This window comes from Streptomyces sp. NPDC006265 (assembly GCF_040613555.1).
In the GTDB taxonomy this organism is placed as follows: Bacteria; Actinomycetota; Actinomycetes; order Streptomycetales; family Streptomycetaceae; genus Streptomyces.
Genome location: NZ_JBEXSH010000867.1, coordinates 1 through 3,806, shown reverse-complemented (window position 1 = coordinate 3,806; position 3,806 = coordinate 1). Strand labels below are relative to the sequence as shown.

Below are 3,806 nucleotides of genomic sequence, written 5' to 3'. Positions count from 1 at the left end.
TCCGTGACCCGGCGAAGGCGGTCCCGGACACCTGTTTCGACGTCACGAGCCGCATCCCGGTCCACCACGAACTGGCCGAAGCGGCCTGGACGGGCGACGGCGATGTGCTCCGACTCGCCGGCCACGCCCATATCGAGTCCCTCGGCCCCCTCCAGTCCGACACCCGACTGGTCCTGCGCCCGAACGGCTTCCGGCACCCGGACATCCATGTGCCCGCGACCGTCGGCACGGCCCCGCACCACGGCCAGGGCGCTGGGATCGGCTTCACGGTCGATGTGGACCCGGACAGCGTGGACTCGGGCGGCCCGCTCGGCAACGGCGTGTGGGAGCTCTACCTGGATCTACGCGCCCAGGGAGTCAGCCGGACGGTGAGGCTCCGACGAGCCCGTGCGGACGCGAACGGCGAGCGGCACGCTCCGCCGCAGCGGGAGCTGGCCTCCGACCTCCGGCCTGGATACGGCCCCACCATCGCACGCCCCTTCTTCACCCCCCACGGCAACTTCTCCCTGGAGCTCCGGCAAGCGAAGGTCGATCCGATCTGCCGTGTGACCGGGATCGCCTGGGACACCTCCGCACCCGCCATGCTCGTCGTCAGCGGCCGCCTGACCGACGGTGCCGCAGGCCGCCCCGTCACCGCGCTGCGGGCCGAAGAGGACTCGGGCTCGGTGCGAGAGGTGCCCCTGCTGTACGCACGTGACGGCAGTCCCGCCTTCACCGCCCGCCTGCCGGTGGGGAAACTGCGGCCAGGGCGGTGGACGCTGACCCTCCGTACGGACGAACCGGGGGGCCGCATCCCCGTTCCGGTCACGAGGGCACTGTCCGGCACCCGGTGGTTTCGCGCGTCCCGGCTCGGCCGTCCCTTCTACGCAAAGCCGCTCCCAGGCGGTCCGAGGGGAGCCCTGGTACTGCGCGTGGCTCCGATCAGGCTGACAGTGGCCCTGCGCCGTGTGAGGGGCATCAGCCGGTGGACGACCGGCTAGCGGACATGCCGCCCGACGCGGAGGCCGGTGTACTGGCGGACCGTCTGAAGGAGCGCATCTACGCGACGATCACGATGATCGCCGTGGTGGTCGGTCTGTCTTTCGGCGAGGTGGGTGCCCTCGGCGCCGTCGCCACGGTCCTGACGACCGCTCTGGGTCTCTGGCTCGCGGCGTTCGTCGCCGACCAGCAGGCGCACCGCACCGTCCACCGGCACCTCGCCACCGGCCGTGAACTGCGCCGCATGCTGTACGTCAGCAGCCCCCTGCTGTCCTGCGCCGCAGGCCCGTCCGTGCTGATCGCCCTGGCCGCACTGGACGTCCTGACCCTGCACGCCGCGCTGCTCGCGGCAGCGGGTGTGTGCGTGGTCTCCCTCTTCCTGTGGGGCTGCGTGGGCGGGCTGCGCATGGGAGGCGGCACCCTGGCGGCACTGGTGGCGGGCCTCGCGGACGCCACGATCGGTGTGGCGGTCGCCCTGGTGAAGGCGGCCGCCGGGCACTGATCGGCGGGATCAATTCCGTTGCGAGGCGAGCAGCTCCCCGAGTTTGCCGAGGCCCTGACGCCAGCCTTCCTCGTGGAGGGCCCGCCGCCGCTCCGAGGCGAAGTCGCCCTGTTCGAGGATCAGTTCGGACCGCGCGGGATCGATGTCGTGAAGTGACAGTGTCACCACCGTCTCCCGGTCCTCGGGGTCGGGATCCTCCCAGCGGAAGGTGTAGGCCAGGCGCTCGGGGGGCTCGACCTGGAGAAACTCGCCAACCAGGTAGAACAGTTCGCCTTCCGGTCGCCGCATCGCGATGCGGTAGGCGCCACCCGGGCGGAGGTCGCTCTCGACACTCGGGATGGTGAACCCGTCCGGTCCCCACCAGCGGGCCAGTTCCCGGGGATCGGTCAGCTCCCGGAACACGACCGGGCACGATCCGTTCAGGGTGCGCCGCAGGCGCACTCTCAGCTCGCTGACCTGTGCCATCACGCCCACCTCCCACCGAGAGCGCCGGGAAGGACCGTCATGCCCAGTCTATGGTGCCGAGCGGTGAAGAACCCCTCCCGGGCAGGGTGACGACTAGGCGATGCCCAGCCGGTGTGCGACGGTGCTGAGAGTTGTGCCCAGCGGGAGGGAAACCCTGGTGAGAGCGTGCTGATCGCCCCGGGTCTGATCCCGGTTGACGATCAGGACCGGCTTGCCTTCCTTCGCCGCCTGGCGGACGAAGCGAAGCCCGGACATCACCGTCAGCGAGGAACCGAGGACCAGCACCGAGGTTGCCGCGCGCACCAGCCCTCGGCAGTGCTCGACCCGCTGCGGCGGAACGCTTTCGCCGAAGAACACGACGTCCGGCTTGAGCGTGCCGCCGCAGGCCGTACAGGACACCACGCGGAAGCCCTCGACCTGATTGCCCGTGAGGTCGGCGTCCCCGTCCGGATTGATTCCGGCGGCCACGGGTTCGAACGCCGGGTTGGCCTCCTCCAGCCGCAGGGCGAGTTCGCGGCGCGGGCTGAAAGCGCCGCAGGAGAGGCAGAGGACCCGGGTCAGGGTTCCGTGGAGTTCCACGACGCCCTCGCTGCCGGCGGCCTGGTGCAGGCCGTCCACGTTCTGGGTGATGACACCCGAGAGCAGACCGTGTCGCCCGAAGGCGGCCACGGCCTGGTGGCCGGCGTTGGGGCGGGCCCGGCCGAAGGTGCGCCAGCCGAGGTGGCTGCGGGCCCAGTATCGTCGCCGGGCGTGTGCGTCGGCCGTGAAGTCCTGGTAGGTCATCGGTGTGTGCCGGCTCAGGCTCCCGCCCTCGCCCCGGTAGTCGGGGATGCCTGATTCCGTGGAGATGCCCGCGCCGCTGAGCACCAGCACTCCACCGGTGCGCAGCGCATCGGTGACCGGCTCCAGATCCGTGGTCCCCGGCGGCAGGTCCCCGGCAGGGGTCCAGCTCAGGGTGGGGCGCATACGCATGCCGTCAGGGTACGGAACAGGGGCCCGGCATCGGCTCACGGTGAGCCCTCCAGAGCGTTCACCTTCATTCCATTGCAACGATGCGGGTGGTGTTGTTGCGTTAGGTGGCAGAGTCGTTGCAATGAAATGTCGCCTCTGAACTGCGGATATGAACTTTGCGTGCAACGAGATCGTTGCAGCGTATGTGAATGCAACGTAGCTTTTTCATCGTTGGAAACGACGGAGCGAAGCCCGGCCAAGGAGAACAGCGATGCAGAAGTTCGACAGCCCCGCCCCCGTCTCGGCCGTCCTGGACATCCCCGCCGGACGCATCCGCCTCATCGCCGCCGACCGGAGCGACACCACCGTCGAGGTGCTGCCCGCGGACCCCGCCAAGAGCCGCGACGTCAAGGCGGCGGAACAGATGGAGATCGCCCACGAGGGCGGCGTCCTGCGGATCGCGGCCCCCGCGGCGAAGAACCGCATCCTCGGCCACTCCGGATCCGTCGAGGTCACCGTCCAACTGCCCGCAGGCTCCCGCGTCCAGGCCAAGGGCGCCGCCGCCGACCTGCGCGGCGTCGGACGCCTCGGCGACGTCGCCTTCGACGCGGCCCAGGGCTCGGTCAAGCTCGACGAGACCGGCAGCGCCACCCTGACCCTGCTCGCCGGCGACATCACCGTCGGCCGACTGGGCGGCCCCGCCGAGATCACCACCCAGAAGGGCGACCTGCACATCGCCGAGGCCGTGTCCGGCGCCGTCGCACTGCGCACCGAGCAGGGCGACATCACCGTCGCCGCCGCCCACGGTGTCTCCGCCGCCCTCGACGCCGGCACCGGCCACGGCCGGATCCACAACGCCCTCAGGAACACCGACGGCGCCGCCGCCGGCCTGACCATCCACGCCACCACC

General features: G+C 70.8%; 4 protein-coding genes and 1 pseudogene. 3 read left to right on the top strand and 2 right to left on the bottom strand.

What is annotated here, in order from left to right; all coding sequences use genetic code 11:
• Both ABZ281_RS41765 and ABZ281_RS41760 read left to right on the top strand, forming a co-directional pair.
• Positions 1-980: pseudogene (locus tag ABZ281_RS41765) on the top strand (glycosyltransferase family 2 protein); the annotation flags it as partial.
• The gene (locus tag ABZ281_RS41760) at positions 965-1,480 is read left to right on the top strand and encodes a hypothetical protein (RefSeq protein WP_356663160.1); all 516 of its coding nucleotides are present in this window, start codon (positions 965-967) and stop codon (positions 1,478-1,480) included. The pseudogene ABZ281_RS41765 and the gene ABZ281_RS41760, both read left to right, overlap by 16 nt.
• Before the next feature lie 9 nt (positions 1,481-1,489).
• Here the strand turns inward: ABZ281_RS41760 and ABZ281_RS41755 are convergent, their stop codons facing one another.
• Positions 1,490-1,945 (bottom strand): SRPBCC domain-containing protein, encoded by a 456-nt coding sequence (locus ABZ281_RS41755; RefSeq protein ID WP_356663159.1) that lies wholly within the window; start codon positions 1,943-1,945, stop codon positions 1,490-1,492.
• A gap of 93 nt (positions 1,946-2,038) precedes the next feature.
• A complete protein-coding gene (locus ABZ281_RS41750; protein ID WP_356663158.1) occupies positions 2,039-2,917 on the bottom strand; it encodes an NAD-dependent protein deacetylase in 879 nt (292 codons plus the stop codon).
• Between the two features lie 250 nt (positions 2,918-3,167).
• Here ABZ281_RS41750 and ABZ281_RS41745 point away from each other — a divergent pair.
• Positions 3,168-3,806 (top strand): DUF4097 family beta strand repeat-containing protein (locus tag ABZ281_RS41745; RefSeq protein WP_356663157.1); only part of this gene is annotated, 639 nt, incomplete at its 3' end.

Coding starts and splice junctions, on each gene's coding strand:
- ABZ281_RS41750 (WP_356663158.1), bottom strand. CDS start 2,917: ATGCGTATGCGCCCCACCCTGAGCTGGACCCCTGCCGGGGACCTGCCG.
- ABZ281_RS41755 (WP_356663159.1), bottom strand. CDS start 1,945: ATGGCACAGGTCAGCGAGCTGAGAGTGCGCCTGCGGCGCACCCTGAAC.